Annotated in this window: 14 protein-coding genes; 12 read left to right on the top strand and 2 right to left on the bottom strand. The window is 69.5% G+C overall.

Going from position 1 to position 15,833, the window contains the following annotated elements; genetic code table 11:
• From ACT6XY_RS12670 to ACT6XY_RS12655, 4 genes are all read left to right on the top strand, one after another.
• Window positions 1-620: invasion associated locus B family protein (locus ACT6XY_RS12670; RefSeq protein WP_444748678.1), on the top strand; the 620-nt coding region annotated here is incomplete at its 5' end.
• Window positions 621-749: 129 nt separating this feature from the next.
• A complete protein-coding gene (locus ACT6XY_RS12665; RefSeq protein ID WP_444748677.1) occupies window positions 750-1,790 on the top strand; it encodes an HpcH/HpaI aldolase/citrate lyase family protein in 1,041 nt (346 codons plus the stop codon).
• Window positions 1,791-1,898: 108 nt separating this feature from the next.
• The gene (gene hspQ, locus ACT6XY_RS12660; protein WP_444748680.1) at window positions 1,899-2,234 is read left to right on the top strand and encodes a heat shock protein HspQ; all 336 of its coding nucleotides are present in this window, start codon (window positions 1,899-1,901) and stop codon (window positions 2,232-2,234) included.
• Between the two features lie 78 nt (window positions 2,235-2,312).
• On the top strand, window positions 2,313-3,308 hold the full coding sequence (locus ACT6XY_RS12655; protein WP_444748676.1) for an AEC family transporter: 996 nt from the start codon (window positions 2,313-2,315) through the stop codon (window positions 3,306-3,308).
• 4 nt (window positions 3,309-3,312) lie between these two features.
• Here the strand turns inward: ACT6XY_RS12655 and ACT6XY_RS12650 are convergent, their stop codons facing one another.
• Entirely contained in the window at window positions 3,313-4,536 is a 1,224-nt protein-coding gene (locus ACT6XY_RS12650; RefSeq protein WP_444748675.1) for a UbiH/UbiF family hydroxylase, read from the bottom strand.
• Between the two features lie 106 nt (window positions 4,537-4,642).
• On the opposite strand from ACT6XY_RS12650, the gene ACT6XY_RS12645 reads away from it, so the two are divergent.
• Entirely contained in the window at window positions 4,643-5,344 is a 702-nt protein-coding gene (locus ACT6XY_RS12645; RefSeq protein ID WP_444748674.1) for a CDP-alcohol phosphatidyltransferase family protein, read from the top strand.
• On the opposite strand, the gene ACT6XY_RS12640 is transcribed toward ACT6XY_RS12645, so the two are convergent.
• Window positions 5,337-7,037: a SulP family inorganic anion transporter gene (locus ACT6XY_RS12640; RefSeq protein ID WP_444748673.1), complete on the bottom strand. Its 1,701-nt coding sequence runs from the start codon at window positions 7,035-7,037 to the stop codon at window positions 5,337-5,339. The genes ACT6XY_RS12645 and ACT6XY_RS12640 overlap by 8 nt on opposite strands.
• Window positions 7,038-7,193: 156 nt before the next feature.
• Here ACT6XY_RS12640 and uraH point away from each other — a divergent pair, with 156 nt between their 5' ends.
• From uraH to lipA, 7 genes are all read left to right on the top strand, one after another.
• Window positions 7,194-7,550, top strand: a complete 357-nt coding sequence (gene uraH, locus ACT6XY_RS12635; RefSeq protein ID WP_444748672.1) for a hydroxyisourate hydrolase — start codon at window positions 7,194-7,196, stop codon at window positions 7,548-7,550.
• On the top strand, window positions 7,547-9,022 hold the full coding sequence (gene xdhA, locus ACT6XY_RS12630; RefSeq protein WP_444748671.1) for a xanthine dehydrogenase small subunit: 1,476 nt from the start codon (window positions 7,547-7,549) through the stop codon (window positions 9,020-9,022). The genes uraH and xdhA overlap by 4 nt, the downstream gene beginning before the upstream one ends.
• Window positions 9,012-11,324, top strand: coding sequence for a xanthine dehydrogenase molybdopterin binding subunit (gene xdhB, locus ACT6XY_RS12625; RefSeq protein WP_444748670.1), 2,313 nt, complete (start codon window positions 9,012-9,014; stop codon window positions 11,322-11,324). Before xdhA ends, xdhB begins: the two co-directional genes overlap by 11 nt.
• Window positions 11,325-11,327: 3 nt before the next feature.
• Window positions 11,328-12,290, top strand: a complete 963-nt coding sequence (gene xdhC, locus ACT6XY_RS12620; RefSeq protein WP_444748669.1) for a xanthine dehydrogenase accessory protein XdhC — start codon at window positions 11,328-11,330, stop codon at window positions 12,288-12,290.
• 19 nt (window positions 12,291-12,309) lie between these two features.
• The gene (locus ACT6XY_RS12615) at window positions 12,310-13,500 is read left to right on the top strand and encodes a urate hydroxylase PuuD (protein ID WP_444748668.1); all 1,191 of its coding nucleotides are present in this window, start codon (window positions 12,310-12,312) and stop codon (window positions 13,498-13,500) included.
• Window positions 13,497-14,777 carry an allantoate amidohydrolase gene (locus ACT6XY_RS12610; RefSeq protein ID WP_444748667.1) on the top strand — a complete coding sequence of 427 codons (1,281 nt, stop codon included), beginning with the start codon at window positions 13,497-13,499 and terminating at the stop codon, window positions 14,775-14,777. Before ACT6XY_RS12615 ends, ACT6XY_RS12610 begins: the two co-directional genes overlap by 4 nt.
• Before the next feature lie 84 nt (window positions 14,778-14,861).
• Window positions 14,862-15,821, top strand: a complete 960-nt coding sequence (lipA, locus tag ACT6XY_RS12605) for a lipoyl synthase (protein ID WP_444748666.1) — start codon at window positions 14,862-14,864, stop codon at window positions 15,819-15,821.
• Window positions 15,822-15,833 lie beyond the last annotated feature (12 nt).

Raw genomic sequence — 15,833 nt, 5'->3', positions numbered from 1 at the left:
GCGCCATCCAGACGCCGTGGGTGAAGCTCTGCGACCAGGTTCCGACCGACGAGCGCACGCCGCCGACGACGAAGAAGCTCTGCATGGTGGTTCAGGAGACCCGCGCCGAGAACGGCCAGATGCTCGCCTCGGTACAGATCCGCGACCTCGAGGGTGAGAAGCCGCGCCTCATCATCGCCGTTCCCGTCGGCATGTCGCTGCAGCCCGGCATCCGCGTCGTGCTGGAAGGCCAGGGCCAGCCGCAGCCGCAGGCGCTGCGCTACGAGGTCTGCCTGCCGAACGCCTGCTTCGCGCAGATGGAGATTCAGCCGGAATTCCTGACCCGCATGAAGCGCTCGACGAACCTGAACATCCAGGTCGTCAACATGAACAACCGCGCCATCTCGCTCGGCATGTCGCTGCAGGGCTTCCAGGCGTCCTACGACGGCGAGCCGGTGGACCCGAAGGCCTACGAGGAGAGCCAGCGCCGCCTGCAGGCGGAACTGCAGCGCCGCGGCGAGGAGGCCCAGCGCCGCCTCCAGGAGCAGCAGCAGCGCCAGCAGCAGGGCGGCGTTCCCGGCGCCGCGCCCGTTCCGGGTGCCCCGGCCGGCATGCAGCCCCTGGCTCCGCCGCAGCGCTGACGACGGCGACACTTTTTTCGAGACAAGGGCGCGGACCGGTTCCGCGCCCTTTTTTCATGCATCCGCCGTTCCACGGAATTGTGCGGTGCAACCGCCTCCTGTAGCGCTGGACGCAACGAGGAGTGGGACATGAAGCTGCCGCGCAACGTCTACAAGCCGCTGGCGATCGGGGCCCCCGAGCCCTACCGGGAATTGCCGGTGCGGCTCGAGCGCATGATCCATTTCGTGCCGCCGCACATGGAGAAGGTCCGGGCCAAGGTGCCGGAACTCGCCAAGAGCGTCGACGTCGTGCTGGGCAACCTCGAGGACGCCATTCCGCTCGATGCCAAGGAGGCCGCCCGCGCCGGTTTCATCGCCATGGTGAAGGAAACCGACTTCGGCACCACCGGCGTCTGGACCCGGGTCAACGCCCTGAACTCGCCGTGGATTCTCGACGACCTGACGCAGATCGTCGCGGAGGTCGGCAACAAGCTCGATGTCATCATGCTGCCGAAGGTGGAAGGGGCTTGGGACATCCATTACCTCGACCAGCTCCTCGCCCAGCTCGAGGCGCGCCACAGGGTCGCCAAGCCGATCCTCATCCACGCCATCCTGGAGACGGCCGAGGGGGTGAAGAACGTCGAGGAGATCGCGGCCGCCTCGCCGCGGATGCACGGCATGAGCCTGGGGCCGGCGGACCTCGCCGCGTCGCGCGCCATGAAGACGACCCGCGTCGGCGGTGGCCATCCCGAATACAAGGTCGTCGCCGACCCTGGCGGGGAGGGGCCGCGCGCGGTCTACCAGCAGGACCTGTGGCACTACACCCTCGCCAAGATGGTGGATGCCTGCGCCGCCAACGGCCTCAAGGCCTTCTATGGACCGTTCGGCGACTTCTCCGACGCCCTCGCCTGCGAGACGCAGTTCCGCAACGCCTTCCTCATGGGCTGCGCCGGCGCCTGGACGCTGCATCCCTCGCAGATCGACATCGCCAAGCGGGTCTTCTCGCCCGATCCGGACGAGGTCGCCTTCGCGGCGAAGATCCTCGCCGCCATGCCCGACGGCTCGGGCGCGGTGATGATCGACGGCAAGATGCAGGACGACGCCACCTGGAAACAGGCCAAGGTCATCGTCGACCTCGCGCGCATCGTCGCGGCCAAGGATCCCGCCTTCGCCGACCGCTATGCGATCTGAAGCGCGCCCGCATCCGTAGGACAAGCAAATGGGCGTTGACATGACGGCGCCATGCCGCTTTTGTCCCGCGCCCATATCGCCCCATCGTCGCAAGGGACCTCGACCGGCGTGATCGACAAGCCACGGCAAGCCAAATTCAAGATCGGCCAGATCGTGAAGCACCGGATCCACCCGTTCCGGGGCGTGGTGTTCGACGTGGACCCGACCTTTGCCAACACCGACGAATGGTACGAGGCGATCCCGGCCGAGCTCCGCCCGTCGAAGGACCAGCCCTTCTACCACCTCTTCGCCGAGAACGAGGTGACGGAGTACATCGCCTACGTCTCCGAGCAGAACCTTCTGGTCGACACCAGCGGCGATCCGATCCGGCATCCGCAGGTGGACGAGGTGTTCGAGCGGGACCCCGACGGCGAATACCGGGTGAAACGCACAGGGTTGCACTGAACCCGGCCCCGCCGCCGTTGACCCCGGCGGCCCCGCCCGGTAGCGGTCGCTGACCTTCCGCCGCCCAGCGATCCGTTCATGCTCCAGGTCCTCAACCTCGCGATGCCGTTCTTCGGCCTGATCGCGCTCGGCTTCTTCACGGCGCGCTACAAGGCGTGGAAGGGCACGCCGATTCCCGAGGCCGGCCTCGGCTGGATGAACTTCTTTCTCATCTATATCGCGCTGCCGGCCCTGTTCTTTCGCATCCTCGCCCAGACGCCGCTGGAAAAGCTCAACAACGTGCCCTTCGTCGTGGGCACCACTTTCGCTACCTTCACGGTCTTCGTCCTCGGCTTCGCCTATGTGGCGTGGCGCTCGGGCGGCCATACGGGCCATGCGACGGTGGCGGGCGTCGCCGCCGCCTACGGCAATATCGGGTACATGGGGCCCGGGCTCGCCTTCTCCACCATCGGTTCGGAGGCGGCGGCGCCGGTCGCGCTGATCTTCTGCTTCGACAACATCCTCCTGTTCTCGCTGGTGCCGCTGCTGATGGCGCTCGACGGCACCGCGCGCCGTTCCATCCTGTCGGTGGTGGGGGAGGTGATCGTGAAGATCGTCACCCATCCCTTCATCCTCGCGACGGTCGCAGGGGTCATCTCGGCCTTCCTCCAGTTCAAGCCGCCGGAGATGCTCGACCGCCTGCTCGCCTTCCTGCAGAACGCCGCCGCGCCGGTGGCGCTCTTCACTCTCGGGGTGACGGTTGCGCTGCGCATGGAGAGCTTCGCCGCGCTGGCGCGGGTGGCGGCCGCCATCTCGCCCATCCTCGCGCTGAAGCTTCTGATCCACCCGGCGCTGGCGATCCTGATCCTGTCCTTCCTCGGGACCTTCGAGCCCTCCTGGGTCTATGCCGCCGCCCTGATGGCCTGCCTGCCGCCGGCCCTCAACGTCTTCATCATCGCCCGGCAATACGACACCTATGTCGAGGAGGCCTCGAACGCAGTTCTGCTCGGCACCGTGGTGTCGGTGGGAACGCTGACGACGGTGCTCTATCTCGTGAAGAACGAGCTTCTGCCGATCAACATCTTCACGCCGTGAGCCCTCAGGCGGCGTCGCGCGCCTCGGGGCGCATCAGCCGCGGCGTCGCCTGTGAAGGCTGCAGCCCCTCGCGCATGAAGGCGCGGCGCAGCGGGCCGATCTGGTCGAGGGCCCACAGGCCCGCGCCTCGGACGAGGTGGACCGGCATGAACGGCGACAGCAGCGAGCGGTTCAGCACGTCGATGGCGAAGGTGCGGCTGACGATGTCGGCGCGGCGGGCTCGGTCATAGGCGTCCATGGCGCGTGCGCTGCCGGTGGGCTCGCCGGCGGCGCGGGCATCGGTAAGGCACTCGGCGAGTGCGGCGCCGTCGCGCAGGCCGAGGTTCAGCCCCTGCGCCCCGATGGGCGGCACGACGTGGGCGGCTTCGCCGACGAGGGCGGCGCCAGGAACGCCGAATCGACGCGGCGTCATGGCGCCAAGGTCGTAGCGGCCACGGCCGGGCTCCAGCGTCACCTTGCCGAGGATCGCCTGCGAGCGCTTCTCGATCTCGCGGGCGAAGGCGCCGTCGTCCATTTTCAGGAGCGCGTCGGCCTCGCGTGGCGTGACGACGCAGACGAGGCTCGACCGGTCGCCTGGCAGCGGCACCAGCGTGAAGGGCCCTGTAGGCGTGTGGAACTCCGTCGACACGTCGCCATGGGGGCGGCTGTGGCGAAAGGTGGCGGTCACCGCAGACTGCGGATAGCGCGTCTCGACGACCTCGATGCCGGCAGCGGTCCTGACCTGCGAGCGGCGGCCGTCGGCGCCCGCGACGAGGGGGGCGAAGAGTGTCCCGCCGCCTGAGAGCGTCAGCGTCGCCCCGTCCGAGAGGTCAACGCCGGTGACCATGTCGTCCACGAGGGTGATGCCGCGCTCACGGGCCGTGGCCAGCAGCGCCGCGCCGATGTCGTCGTTGGCGATGTTGTGTCCGAAGGCATCGAGGCCGATCTCGTTCGAACGGCCCTCGAAGATCGGTGCTCGCAGAAGGCTGCCGGTGGCATCGACCAGGCGCATCACCCTGAGCGGCGCGGCGTGCGGCCTCAGGCGCTCCCACACGCCGAGCCGCTGCAGAGCGAGGACGGAACCGTCGAGCAGGGCGGAGGTGCGCCGGTCGCTCGTCCGGCCGGGCAGGGCGCCGACGACGGCCACGTCGAAACCGGCTTCATGGAGGGCGACGGCGGCGAAGAGCCCCGCGGGCCCCGCGCCCACCACGACGACGTCGAAGCTGGTCCTGGTCGCGCTGTCGCTCATGCGTCTTGCCGCCTGATGCTGTCCGGGGCCACTCTCCTAGCATCCGGCCGCGCCCCGCCCAAGGTCCAAGACGCCGCGGGGGATGGCCAGCATGAGAGGGGCGGCCATGGCGAACGAGGACAGGGGCGGGATTGCGGCCGCCGTCGCCGTCCACATGTTCACGGCGTCGGGCGCCGTGCTCGGCCTGCTGGCGCTGGTGGCCGCCTCGGAGCGGCGCTTCGCCGCCGTCTTCGTCTGGCTCGGCCTGGCGCTCGTGGTCGACGGGATCGACGGCACCATCGCGCGCCAGCTGCGGGTCGCCGAACGACTGCCGCGCTTTTCCGGCGAAATCCTCGACCTGGTGGTGGACTACCTCACCTATGTGGTCGTGCCCGTCCAGGTGCTGATCCAGGCGGGGCTGGTGCCGCCCCCTCTCGCCTGGCCGCTGGCGGCGGCGATCCTCGTCTCCTCAGCCTTCTATTTCGCCGATACCGAGATGAAGACGCCGGGGGGCGGGTTCCGGGGTTTTCCAGCCATCTGGAACGTGGCGGTCTTCCTCATCCTCGTCTTCGGGTTGCCGCCTGCGGCCAATGCGGTGACCGTCGTCGTTCTGGTGGCGGCGACCTTCGCCCCCTTCGTCTTCGTCCATCCGTTCTGGATGGAGCGCCTGCGGCCACTGACCCTCGGCGTGCTCGCCGTCTGGATGGTGGCGGCCGCCGCGGCGGTGGTGGCGGACCTCGCCCCGCCGTGGCCTGTCAGTGCCGCGCTGGCGCTGGCGACCCTCTATCTCGGCCTCGTCGGGATCGTGCTCGGCGAGCGGGTCAGATAGGCGCGAGCCGGGCCTCGGCTGCCTGCATCGCCGCGTCCGGCGAGGACGCGAGGGTGACGCGCGGCTCGGCGATGCCGAAATGGGCGAGCGTCTGGCGGCCGCTGTCGCGCAGGCCGGTGATGACCACGGCGGTGCCGGCGCGCTCAAGCTTGTGGACGAAGCTCTCGAGCGTGTAGGCGCCGGTCGTGTCGAGGAAGGGAACGTCCGTCAGGTCGAGGATGAACACGGCCGGCGGGTCGCCGATCCGGTCGAAGACGGAGGCGACCGTCGCAGCGGCGCCGAAGAAGAAGGCTCCGCTCAGCCGGTAGGTGACGATGCGGCGGTCGGACGCACGCGCGGGATCGTAGCGCCCGTTGCCTTCCGCGCCGTCGGCGACGTCCTCGTCGATCAGGCCGACCTTGCTGTCGACCGCCATCGCCTCGGCCATCCGATGCATGAAGAGGAGGGAACCGAGGACGATGCCGACGCCGATGCCGGCGGTCAGGTCGACGAAAACGGTGAGGAGGAAGGCGGCGAGCAGCACCAGCGCATCGCCCGCCGAGGCGCGCATCAGCATGGCGAATTCGCGCTTCTCCGCCATGTTCCAGGCGACGATGGCGAGGACACCCGCCAGCGCCGCCAGCGGCACGTAGCTCATCAGCCCGCCGGCGAGCGCCAGGAAGACGAAGAGGAAGACGGCGTGGAGCATGCCTGCAACGGGTCCCCTGGCACCGGCGCGCACATTGGTCGCGGTGCGGGCGATCGTCCCCGTGACCGGGAGGCCGCCGAACAGGGCGGAGGCGATATTGGCGACGCCCTGCGCGACGAGTTCGCAGTTGGAGCGGTGGCGGCGGCCGGTCATGCCATCGGCAACGACCGCCGAGAGCAGCGATTCGATCCCGCCCAGCATGGCGAAGGCGACGGCAGGCACGAGCAGGTCCCGGACCCGGCCAAGAGAGAGACCGGGCAGGCCGTTGAAGCCGATGCCCGTGGGCAGCGCGCCGAAACGCGAGCCGATCGTCTCGACGGGCAGGGCGAAGAGCGCCGTCGCCGCCGCGCCGGCCGCCACCACGACCAGCATGCCCGGCACGGCCGGCCGCCAGCGCTTCAGGGCGAGGATGCCGCCGATGGCGAGCGCTGCGATGACCATCGCGACCGGATTGACCGTTGGAAGAGCCTGCCAGAGCACGGGCAGCTTGTGCAGCATCTCCGGCGGCTCGGGCCCGGAGAGCCGGAGGCCGAGGAGGTCGCGGACCTGGCTGACGAAGATGATGACCGCGATGCCGGCGGTGAAGCCGACGGTCACCGGATAGGGGATGTACTTGATGTAGGTCCCGAGCCTGAGAAAACCCACCGCGACCAGCATGATCCCGGCCATGAAGGTGGCGATCACCAGTCCATCATAGCCGTGGATCGCGATCGTCGAGGCCACGAGCGGAATGAAGGCGCCCGCCGGCCCGCCGATCTGGAAGCGCGAGCCGCCGAGGGCGGAGATGAGGAAGCCACCGATGATGGCGGTGATCAGGCCCTTGTCGGGCGTCGCGCCAGAGGCGATGGCGATCGCCATGGAGAGCGGCAGCGCGACGATGGCCACCGTGAGGCCCGCCACCGCGTCGGTGCGCAGATCCTTGAGGCCATAGCCCTCGCGCAGCACCGTCACCAGTTTGGGGGTGAACAGCTCGCGGAAGGACGCTTGCGGGGCGAGACTCGGCATCTTGCTCGGGTTCGGCGGGGGTGGGAAAGCCTAGGCGCGGCGCCGGGCCCCTCGCGTCCGCACAAATACGTGCCCGTCCGGCAGGTCAGCCATTCTTTTTGCGGTGCAAAGCGGGCGTCTTCGTGCTCACAATGGCGGGACGTGAGGAGCTTCCGCATGCCCGGGCATCTTTCCACCCATGTCCTCGACACGGCAGCCGGCCGGCCGGCGATGGGGATCGTCTACCGCCTCTACGCCATCGAGGGCGACACACGCCGGCTCATGGCCGAGGGACGCACCAATGCCGACGGCCGGGCGCCCGAGCCGTTGCTGACGCCGGCGACCATCCGCAGCGGCCCGTACAGCCTCGAATATGACGTCGCCGCCTATCATCGTGAGGCGGGCGTCGCGCTCAGCGATCCGCCCTTCCTCGACGTGGTGACGCTGCGGTTCAACGTCACGGCGCTGGACCAGCACTACCACGTGCCGCTCCTGCTCTCGCCCTACGGCTACACGACCTATCGCGGCTCATGACGACACGGCCCATCCGATTCCTGCACCGGGGCGCCGTGGTCGAGGCGTCGAATGTCCCGCCGATGACCACCGTGCTCGACTGGCTGCGGCTGGAGCGCCGCCTGAGCGGGACCAAGGAGGGTTGCGGGGAGGGCGACTGTGGCGCCTGCACCGTCGCCCTCGGGCGGGTGAAGGATGGCCGTCTTGCCTACGAGCCCGCCAATGCCTGCATCATGCTGCTCGGGCAGCTCGACGGCGCGGAGCTCGTCACGGTCGAGGACCTGGCGAGCGGTGGTCGCCTCCACCCGGTGCAGCAGGCTCTGGTGGACCACCACGGCTCGCAATGCGGCTTCTGCACGCCGGGTTTCGTCATGAGCCTGTTCACCCTCTACCAGGAGGGCGCGCGCGCGGACCGTGAGGTCGTGCTCGAACGGCTCGCCGGCAATCTCTGCCGCTGCACCGGCTACCGGCCCATCGTCGATGCGGCGCTCGCCGCCTGCTCAACGGCCCCTGACGATACCCATGCCCGGCGAAGCACGGCGACCGCCGCGGCACTGGCCGCCCTCGCCGACGGCACCGACGTCTTCGTCGGCACCGAGGAGGCCTTCTTCGCTGCGCCTGCTTCGCTCGACGCCCTCGCCGGGCTGATGGATCAGCATCCCGACGCGACGCTGGTGGGCGGGGCAACCGACGTCGGGCTGTGGATCACCAAGCAGCTGAGGACCCTGCCGAAACTGGTCCACACCGGCCGCGTCGCGGAACTCCGCGCCCTGACGGTGACGGAGGAGGCGCTGACGATCGGTGCGGCTGTTACCTATGGCGAGGCGGCGCCGGCCCTCGGCGCCCTCGACCCCGACGTCGCGCTGCTCCTCCAGCGCCTCGGCTCGACGCAGGTGCGCACCGCCGGTACGATCGGCGGCAACGTCGCTAACGGCTCGCCCATCGGGGACATGCCGCCGCTCCTCATCGCCCTGGGGGCTGAGGTATCGCTCCGGCGTGGCCAGGCCATGCGAACGCTGCCCATCGAAAAATTCTTCCTCGCCTATGGCCGGCAGGACCGCGCGCCCGGCGAGATCGTCACGCACCTGCGGGTGCCGCGCCCTGCTGCCGGTGAGCATCTGCGCGTGTTCAAGATCGCCAAGCGCCACGACCAGGACATCTCGTCGGTGATGCTGGCGATGGCGATCAGGCTGGACGGCGGACGGATCGCCGGCGCGCGCATCGCCTTCGGCGGGATGGCCGGAATCCCGAAGCGCGCGTCGGCCGTCGAGCGGGCGCTCGAAGGCGTCGCCCTCGATGACGGTGGGACCATCGGCCGGGCCGTGGCGCGGCTGGGCGAGGACTTCACGCCGCTCGACGATCACCGCGCCTCGGCGGCCTACCGCCTGCGGGTCGCGGCAAACCTCATCGTCAAGGGCCTCGCGGAGATCGCCGCCGGCGACCGTTCGGCGACACGGCTTGCGACGCTGCGGGGAGCCTCCCATGCGGCCTGAGCAGGACGGGGAGGGGCTGCGGCACGTCCGCCGGTCGATCCGCCACGACGCGGCCGAGCGGCACGTCACGGGCGAGGCGCCCTATATCGACGACATCCGCGAGCCGGAGGGCACGCTGCACGTGGTGCCGGGTGGCGCGCCCGTCGCTGCCGGACGGCTCACGGGGCTGGACCTGTCCGCGGTGCGCGCCGTTCGCGGTGTCGTCGCCGTGCTCACGGCAGCGGACATTCCAGGTGCGAACGACGTGAGCCCGGTCGCCGGCGATGATCCGCTCTTTGTCGCCGAGACCATCTCGTTCCACGGCCAGCCGCTCTTCGCCGTGGTGGCGGAGAGCCGGGACGCGGCGCGGCGTGCGGCGCGGCTCGCTGTCGTCGAGGTGGAAGAGACCTCGCCGCTGGTCGACGTCGCCGACGCCCTTGCGGCCGATGCCGACCTGATGCCGGCCTATGCCTTCCGGCGCGGCGATCCCGAGGCCGCCATCGCGGCCAGCGGCAACCGGCTGGAGGGCCAGCTGCGCATCGGCGGCCAGGAGCATTTCTATCTCGAGGGTCAGGCCGCCCTGGTCGTTCCCGAGGAGGACGGCACCTTCCTCATCCATTCCTCCACCCAGCATCCGAGCGAGGTGCAGCACGTCGTCGCCCGCGTCCTCGCCCTGCCGGATGCGGCCATCGAGGTGGCGGTGCGGCGCATGGGGGGCGGTTTCGGCGGCAAGGAGAGCCAGGCCAGCGGCTGGGCGGCCATGGCGGCGCTGGCGGCGCGGCTCACCGGTCGTCCCGCCAAGATCCGCCTCGATCGCGACGACGACTTCGTCATGACCGGCAAGCGCCACGACTTCCTCGTCGGTTACAGCGCGGCCCACGACGCCGCCGGCCGGCTGGAGGCGGTCTCGGTGCAGTTTGCCGGCCGCTGCGGCTACAGCCATGACCTGTCGTCCTCGATCAACGACCGGACGATGTTCCACGCCGACAACGCCTATTTCTATCCGCAGGTCCACATCCACTCGCGGCGGTTGAGGACGCATACCGTGTCCAACACGGCCTTCCGCGGCTTCGGCGGACCGCAGGGCATGGTCTTCGCCGAGCGCCTGATGGATAGGATCGCCTGGGCCACGGGGCAAGACCCGCTCGATGTGCGCTATGCCAATCTCTACGGCACTGACGATCGCAACATCACGCCCTACGGCATGACGGTGGAGGACAATGTCGCGGGGCCGATCATGCGGCAGCTGGAGGACTCCAGCGGCTATCGATCGAGGCGGGACGAGATCAGGGCGTTCAACGCAGGGTCGCGCCACCTCAAGAAAGGGCTCGCCCTCACGCCGGTGAAGTTCGGCATCTCCTTCACCACCACCTTCCTCAACCAGGCCGGCGCTCTGGTCCACGTCTACCAGGACGGGTCGATCCACCTGAACCACGGCGGCACCGAGATGGGGCAGGGGCTCTTCATCAAGGTGGCGCAGGTGGTGGCGGAGGAGTTCGGCGTCGCCCTCGATCGGGTGCGCATCACCGCGACCCACACCGGCAAGGTGCCGAACACCTCGCCGACGGCGGCCTCCTCCGGCACGGACATGAACGGGATGGCGGCGAGGGCCGCGGCAGCCGAGATCAAGGGGCGAATCGCCGAGTTCATCGCCCGCGACTGGCAAGTGCCGGTGGCAAGCATCGCCTTCCGCGACGACCGGGTGTGGTCGGGCGAGAAGAACCTCACCTTCGCCGAGGCGGTGAAGAAGGCCTATCTCGCCCGCACGCACCTGTCGGCCGCCGGCTTCTATGCGACGCCGAAGATCACCTGGGACAGGCCGAAGGCGACGGGACGGCCGTTCTTCTATTTCGCCTATGGCGCCTCCTGCTCGGAGGTGACGATCGACACGCTGACCGGGGAATTCACCCTCGACCGGGTGGACATTCTCCACGATGCCGGTCGTTCGCTGAACCCGGCCATCGATATCGGCCAGATCGAGGGCGGCTTCGTCCAGGGCATGGGCTGGCTGACCATGGAAGAGCTCGTCTTCGATGCGAAGGGGCGGCTGCGCACCCACGCGCCCTCGACCTACAAGATCCCCACGGCCCGCGACGTGCCGGCGGATTTCCGCGTCGCCTTCTTCGACAATCCGAACCGCGAGGACACGATCTACCGCTCGAAGGCCATCGGCGAGCCACCGCTGATGCTGGCCAACTCGGTCTTCTGCGCCATCGCCGACGCGGTTCATGCGCTCGCGCCGGGGCGCCCGGTGACGCTCGACGCGCCGGCGACGCCGGAGGCGATCCTCTTTGCCTGTGCCCGGCAGACCGGCGAGGCCTGAGCCGTGGAGGTCTGGCCCCGCATCGCATCACTGATCGCCACGGACGGGGCCTGCGCCCTCGTCAGCGTGATGGCGACGCGCGGATCGGTGCCGCGGGGTCCCGGCGCGCGGATGATCGTGCGGCCGGACGGCGCCTTCTACGGCACGATCGGCGGCGGCACCCTCGAATGGCAGGCGCTGGCGAAGGCGCAGGCGTTGCTGGAACGCCGCGACGACGCGGTTCTCCTCCTCGACCAGCCGCTGGGGCCGGCGCTCGGCCAGTGCTGCGGCGGCCACGTCACACTCGCCGTCGAGCGTTTCGGGGCAGGGGACCGCGACGCGGTGATCCGGCTGGCCGAGGCGGAGAAGGCCGGGCCGTTCCGAACCCGGACGACGCTCCGTGGCGGGCGCTTCGAGCGGGAAATGATAGAGAGCGCGCCGGCTACGGCCGGCGAGGCGCCGCCCTTCGTCGAGGCCTTCGGCGAGAGCCTGCCGGTCGTCGCGCTGTTCGGCGCCGGCCATGTCGGCAAGGCCCTGGTGCTGGCGCTGGCGCCGCTCCCCTTCCGCGTGTTCTGGCACGACGGGCGACCCGGGGCCTTCCCCGCGGCCGTGCCGGCCAATGCCAGCCTAGTCGCCGGCCCGCCGGAGGCGGCGCTGGCAGCCTTGCCTGACGGCGCGCAGATTCTCGTGATGACCCACAGCCACGCCCTCGACCTCGCGGTGGTGACGGCGGCGCTCGCCGCGGGCCGTTTCGCCCATGTCGGCCTGATCGGCTCGGCCACCAAGCGGGCGCGGTTCATCCGCCAGCTCGGGGCATTGGGGCTCGGCGAGGTGGCTGCGGCGCGGCTGCGCTGTCCGATCGGCCTTCCCGGGCTCGCCGGCAAGGAACCGGCGGTGATCGCCGCCTCCGTCGCCGCCGAGTGCTTGATCTTGGCGCAGTCCCGTACCATCAACGCAAAGCCGGCTCACCGGCGACACAGCGCCTGAAGAGGCAGCCGGACGCCCCATGGACATCGCTCTCGCCACGGACTGGTTCAACCTGCTCTCGCGCTGGTTCCACATCACCGCCGGGATCACCTGGATCGGTACCAGCTTCTATTTCATGTCGCTGGACTACAGCCTGAAGCCGCGGGCGGCGGGCTCTACGGGCGCCGACGGCGTCGCCTGGGAGGTCCACGGCGGCGGCTTCTACCACGTGCAGAAATACCTGGTGGCGCCCGACAACCTGCCGCCGGACCTGCTCTGGCACAAATGGGCGGCCTACCTGACCTGGGTCTCCGGCTTCATCCTGCTCATCGCACAGTACTATCTCAACGCACGCGGCTTCCTGATCGACCCCACCGTCGCCGACATCACGCCGGGCCAGGCCATCGCCATCTCGCTTGCCTCCATCGTCATCGGCTGGCTGCTCTACGACACGCTGTGCAGGTCGCCGCTGGCCAACCACACCGCGGCCCTCGCCTTGGTCGTCTTCCTGATGGTGGTCGGCGCCGCCTGGGCCTTCGGCCAGGTCTTCTCGGGACGGGGCGCCTTCATCCATGTCGGCGTCTTCGTCGGCACCATCATGGCGGCCAACGTCTTCCTGGTGATCATCCCGAACCAGCGGATCGTCGTCGCCGACCTCATCGCCGGCCGCAAGCCGGACCCGAAATACGGCAAGATCGGCAAGACGCGCTCCACCCACAACAACTACCTGACGCTGCCCGTGCTGCTGATGATGGTCTCGAACCATTATCCGATGCTCTACGCCCATCCCCATTCGTGGCTCGTCGTCGCGTTCATCGTCATCACCGGGGCGCTGGTGCAGCACACGCTGAACCGGCACGAGGCGCACGACCCCTGGAAGAGCTACGGCTGGGCCGTGCCGGTGGCGGCGCTGTCGCTGCTCATCGCCGTCTTCATCACCTCGCAGCGGCCGAAGCTGGATCTGGCCGGCGCGGGGCAGGTGAGCGAGGCGCAGGCGCTGCAGATCGCGACCACCCACTGCGCCACCTGTCACGCCCGCCGGCCCACCCACGAGGGCATTGCAGAAGCGCCGAAGAACGTCATGCTGGAGACGGCCGCGGATCTGCGCCGCCACGCGACTGCCGTCATCCAGCAGGCGGTCCAGTCCAAGGCCATGCCACTTGGGAACCAGACCGCCATGACCGACCAGGACCGCGCCGCCCTCGGCGCCTATCTCGCCGGGCTGAAATGACCGATCTCGACATCGACCGCCTCGGCCGCCGCGCCGAAGCCATGCTGGACGAACTCGCCGCCATTTCCGAAGAGCCGGACCGGCTGACACGGCGCTACCTGACGCCGGAGCACAAGCGCGCCGCCCATCTGGTGGCGCAGTGGATGGCGGAAGCCGGCATGGCGACCGAGGAAGACGCCGTCGCCACGATCCGCGGCCACTATCCGATGGAAGGCGAGGCGCCGGGCGCCAATGCGGTGCCGCGCCTGCTGATCGGCTCGCACATCGACACGGTCATCAACGCGGGCAAGTACGACGGCATGCTGGGCGTCGTCTGCGGCATCCTCGCGGTGGAGCATTTCCGCGACGCCGGCCGCAGCTTCCCCTTCGCCATCGACGTCCTGGCGTTCGGTGACGAGGAGGGCGTGCGGTTTCCGACCGTCCTGTCCTCCTCCGCCGCCGTCGCCGGCGCCTACGAACAGCGCTGGCTGGAAGGTCAGGACCGCGACGGCGTGACGCTCGCGCAGGCCCTCGCCGACTACGGCCTCGACCCCGCCGCCATCCCCACGGCCGCCATGAGCCGCGACGAGGCCCTCGCCTATGTCGAAATCCATATCGAGCAGGGACCGGTGCTGGAGCACCAGGCGGCCTCGCTGGGCGTCGTCACCTCGATCGCCGGGCAGTTCCGTACCCGCGTCACCGTCTCCGGCATGGCGGGCCATGCGGGCACCGTGCCGATGCCGCTCCGGCAGGACGCGCTGCTCGCCGCCTCCGAGATGATGCTGATGGCGGAATCCATCGCGAAGGCGCACCCCGAAGCGGCCATGGTGGCGACCGTCGGGCAGATCGGCGTCAAGCCCGGCGCCATCAACGTCATCCCGGACCGGGTGGAGTTCGTCCTCGACCTGAGGGCCGCCGCCGATGCGCCGCGCCATGCCGCCCTCGAATCCTTCACGGCCCGGGCGGAGGCCCTGGCCGGGGCGCGCGGTTGTTCGGTGGTGTTCGAGACCTACCACGACTGCCCAACGGCGGCCTGCGCGCCGTGGCTGCAGGATGGCCTCGCGGACAGCATGGAAAGCCTCGGGTTGGCCGCGCCCCGGCTCGTCTCGGGCGCCGGCCACGACGGGCAGGCCATGGCGGGCCTCACCGACTTCGCCATGATGTTCGTGCGCTGCAGGGGCGGCATCAGCCACAATCCGCTGGAGTTCGCCACCGTCGCCGACATGGGCGCGGCCGTTGCCGCCCTGATCCGCTTCATCGAGCGATTCGAGCCATCCAGGCGGGCACCGCAGACGTAGACTCGCGGCATGGCGGCATCCGGGACCTTGCGAAACAGGGTCCGGACTGCCTAATGAAGGCCTTCGCCCGCCATCGGATGGATCATGGCCACGCTGATCGACACGCTGAAGCGCGACAACCGCCCCCGGCACCCGGAAAAAGCGCATCGGCCCGACCAGCCGATCCAGCGCAAGCCGGAGTGGATCCGCGTGAAGGCGCCGGGTTCGCCCAAATGGGCCGAGACCCACAAGATCGTGAAGGAGAACGGCCTCGTCACCGTCTGCGAGGAAGCCGGCTGCCCGAACATCGGTGAGTGCTGGGAGAAGAAGCACGCCACCTTCATGATCATGGGCGACACCTGCACGCGCGCCTGCTCCTTCTGCAACGTCAAGACCGGCATGCCGGCGCCGCTCGATGCGAACGAGCCGGAGCACACCGCCATTGCGGTGGAGAAGCTTGGGCTCGAGCACGTCGTCATCACGTCCGTCGACCGTGACGACCTCGCCGACGGCGGCGCCCAGCACTTCGCCGACGTGATCCACGCCATCCGCCGCCGCTCGCCGAAGACCACGATCGAGATCCTGACCCCCGACTTTCTGCGCAAGGAGGGGGCGCTCGAGGTGGTCGTCGCCGCCCGTCCCGACGTGTTCAACCACAACCTCGAGACGGTGCCGTCGAAATATCTGAAGGTCCGGCCCGGCGCCCGCTACTTTCACTCCATCCGCCTGCTGCAGCGTGTGAAGGAGCTCGACCCCACCAACCTCCCCAAGTCCGGCATCATCGTCGGCCTCGGCGAGGAGCGGAACGAGGTGCTGCAGCTGATGGACGACCTGCGGTCCGCCGACGTCGATTTCATGACGATCGGCCAGTACCTGCAGCCGACCCGCAAGCACCACGAAGTCGTGCGCTTCGTCACCCCAGACGAGTTCAAGGGCTTCGAGACGATCGCCATGGCCAAGGGGTTCCTGCTGGTCTCGTCGAGCCCGCTGACGCGTTCCTCGCACCATGCCGGCGACGATTTCGCCAGGCTCAGGGCGGCCCGTCTGGCGCGCCTCGGCCATTGAGGCCGGCGGCGC

Source organism: Phreatobacter sp., from assembly GCF_052440005.1.
Taxonomy (GTDB): Bacteria; Pseudomonadota; Alphaproteobacteria; order Rhizobiales; family Phreatobacteraceae; genus Phreatobacter.
This window is presented reverse-complemented; position numbering and strand designations above follow the sequence as displayed.